Here is a 2,943-nt window from a genome sequence, read left to right on the forward strand (position 1 = left end):
GCGCGCGCCCCCCCCCCCCGGCTGGCCCCGCCGCCGGGGGGGGGGCCCCCCCGCCGGGCGGGCGGCGCGGGGGCCCCCCCGCCGCCGCCGCGCCACAGCTGTCGACCCGAGGTACCGCTCCGAGGCACGACGGAAGCGCTACCTCGGCCGCCGCTCCGGCACCCGCCGGAGCGGCGCCTCAGTCCGTGGCCCCGGGAGCCGCTCCGGAGGCAGCTCGGACGGGTGGGAGTGCGGCGGTGGCCGCCCTCCGCGCATCCCTCCGCCACCCGCCGAGGTGCTGCGGCCGGGCCCGGCATCGGCCCCGGGCCGCTGTCCGGCACAGCGCCGAAGCCGGTTGCCCGGGCTCGCTCCGGTGGCCGTCCGGTGCGGTGCCGTAGCCGGCGCTCTGGGCGTGTTCTGGTGGGTGCCCGGGGTGGCGTGGCTGCCCCGCCCCAGATCGGTCCCGGGGGGCGTTCGGTGTGGTGTCGTGGTGGTCTCTCCTCGCGTCATCCGGGCACCCGTCGGCGCGGTGCCGCAGTCGTCCCCGGCGCCTGTGGCCGTCCGGTGTGGTGCCGTAGCCGGCGCTCTGGGCGTGTTCTGGTGGGTGCCCGGGGTGGCGTGGCTGCCCCGCCCCGGATCGGTCCCGGGGGGCGTTCGGTGTGGTGTCGTGGTGGTCTCTCCTCGCGTCATCCGGGCACTCGCCGGTGCGGTGCCGCAGTCGTCCCCGGCCCCGGTGGCCGCCCAGGGCGGTGCCGTTGGCACCCCGTCCGGCGCGCCAGGGGCCGGCCCAGGTCCGCCCCGGCCTCAGTGCGGTGGTGTCGGCTGCCACAGGCAGCCGCAGTCCGGGTGCCCCTTGAGCCGCAGGCGGCGGGCCATGCCGTCGACGGCCGACAGCTCGCACCAGCCGTCCACGCTGGGTGGCCGGTCGCCGTCCAGGTAGACCTGGACGTGCAGCGCCGCGAGCCCCGCGACCGCGGTCGCGAGCGCGGTGTCGCAGGCCGGTGTCGGCGCCCGCCCCGGGCCGCCGTCGGCGAGCTGGGTGAGGATCCGCGGCCAGGCGGCGTCCTCGTCCTCCCGGGTGAGGACCAGGCAGTGGCCGCAGGCCGAGACACCCGGCAGGACCAGGGGCCCGACCACCCCGAACTCCTCCACCACGCCGACGTACAGGTGCGGGACCCCGGCCCGGAGCAGCTCGCGGGCCTGGGGCGTGCCGCCGGCGAACGCGGCGCTGCCGTCCCGGGGCGCCAGCACCACCAGGTCGGGCAGGCCCGGTCTCGGCGGGCGGCTGCGCCGGCCCGGGCGCCGGGCGGTGGCCCGGTCGACGGCCTCGCGGGCGGCGGTGGACCGGAGCCGGCCCACGTCGGTCGGCGGCAGCCCGGCGGGGGAGCAGTCCGCGGGCGTGACCCGGCCGGAGTCCACCACGGTGACCGTGCCGATGCCGCCCGCCGCGAGGACGGCGGCGACGGCCGCGCCGATCCGCCCCGCGCCGCGGACCTCGACCGCGTGCTCGGGCCGCCGGGCCAGGACGGCGGGGGCGGCGCCCGGGGGCGCGTGGATCAGTGACAGCGAGGCGAGGTCGGGCCCGAGCAGTTCGCGGTGCGGCTGGGGGAAGCGGGCCAGGGCCTCGGCCGAGGCCTCGGCGTCGTCGAGCACCCCGGCCTGCTCCAGCAGGTCGAGCAGGGAGTCGGCGGGTTCGCGCCCGAAGCCGATCCGCTCGCCCTCGGCGAGCAGCGCGGGCCGGTCGCGGGTGCCGTCGACGAGGCCGAGGAAGGCACGCAGGGCGTCGTCGGCGGCGTGGCCGAGCACCCCCGCGTGCTGGGGGATGGTGCCGAACTGGAGGGTGTCCGAGTCCCGCCAGCTGCGGGAGAGGGCGGGCTTGAGGGCGAGGCGCACGGCGGTCTTCCTTCCGATCGATTCCGGACGGCCGACGGCAGCATGCCCGATCGGGGCGAGGGCGTGCGGCGGGTTGTCCACAGGGACGGGGGCATGATCGGATGATCCGTTCGCACACCCTGTGGATAACTTGACGTCCGGCCCGGAGTCGGATTCCGGACACCTGCCGTCGGCCTTTCGTTCCCGATCGCTCCACGAAACATTTCGGCCATGGCAGCGGACTTCTGTCAGGGGGAGCGGGTAACGTCGTGTGCCATGGCAGCCGAACGGGACTCCCATCCCTCGGCGTCGCCTCGGCGTGCCCGTGCAGCGTCCGGGTCGCACGTGGCGGCGCCGAGTACGCGCGGGCGTCCGGAGCAGCGTCCCGACCAGGACCCCGAGCCGCGCTCGGAACCGCGGCCCGGAACCGCCCGCGAGCCGTTCGACCGGTCCCGGGTGGAGGTGCGGCGCAGCGCCCGCCGCAGCCGGACGGTGTCCGCCTACCGCGAGGGCGACCGCACGATCGTGCTGATCCCGGCCCGGATGTCGCACGCGGAGGAGCAGCGCTGGGTCGCCCAGATGCTGGAGAAGCTGGCCGCGCAGGAGAGCCGCCGGGTGCTCGGGGACGATGCGCTGGTGGCGCGGGCGCGCGAGCTCTCCACGGCCTACCTGGGCGGTCGTGCCCGGCCGGCCCAGGTCCGCTGGGTGACCAACCAGAACTCGCGGTGGGGGTCGTGCACCCCGAGCGAGCGGACGATCCGGCTCTCGCACCGCCTGCAGGGGATGCCGGAGTACGTGGTCGACTACGTGCTGCTGCACGAGCTGGCGCACCTGCTGGTGCCGGACCACGGCCCGGATTTCTGGGCGCTGCTGGAGGCGTATCCGCGCACGGAGCGGGCGCGCGGCTATCTGGAGGGCGTGGTGTCGGCGGCCCGGCTGCCGCACATCCCGGGGGCCCGGCACGAGGCCCCGTCGGATCCGGACCCGGCGGAGTCCTGCGGCTGAGCGGTGCCCGGGGCGGCGGAGGACGCGGGGCCGGAGGGCCCCGGAACGGACGCCGGAACGGACGAGGAGAGGGGCGCGGACCACACG

General features: G+C 77.6%; 2 protein-coding genes. One reads left to right on the forward strand and one right to left on the reverse strand.

Annotated elements, in window-relative coordinates:
- Positions 1 to 783 precede the first annotated feature (783 nt).
- Complete coding sequence (locus ACFXAM_RS38370) at positions 784 to 1,872, reverse strand: ThiF family adenylyltransferase (RefSeq protein WP_380298540.1); 1,089 nt, start codon at positions 1,870 to 1,872, stop codon at positions 784 to 786.
- Positions 1,873 to 2,127: 255 nt separating this feature from the next.
- Here ACFXAM_RS38370 and ACFXAM_RS38375 point away from each other — a divergent pair, with 255 nt between their 5' ends.
- Positions 2,128 to 2,856, forward strand: coding sequence for a M48 family metallopeptidase (locus tag ACFXAM_RS38375; RefSeq protein ID WP_380298541.1), 729 nt, complete (start codon positions 2,128 to 2,130; stop codon positions 2,854 to 2,856).
- Positions 2,857 to 2,943: the final 87 nt, after the last annotated feature.

It is taken from the genome of Kitasatospora sp. NPDC059462 (genome assembly GCF_042749955.1).
Classification (GTDB): Bacteria; Actinomycetota; Actinomycetes; order Streptomycetales; family Streptomycetaceae; genus Kitasatospora.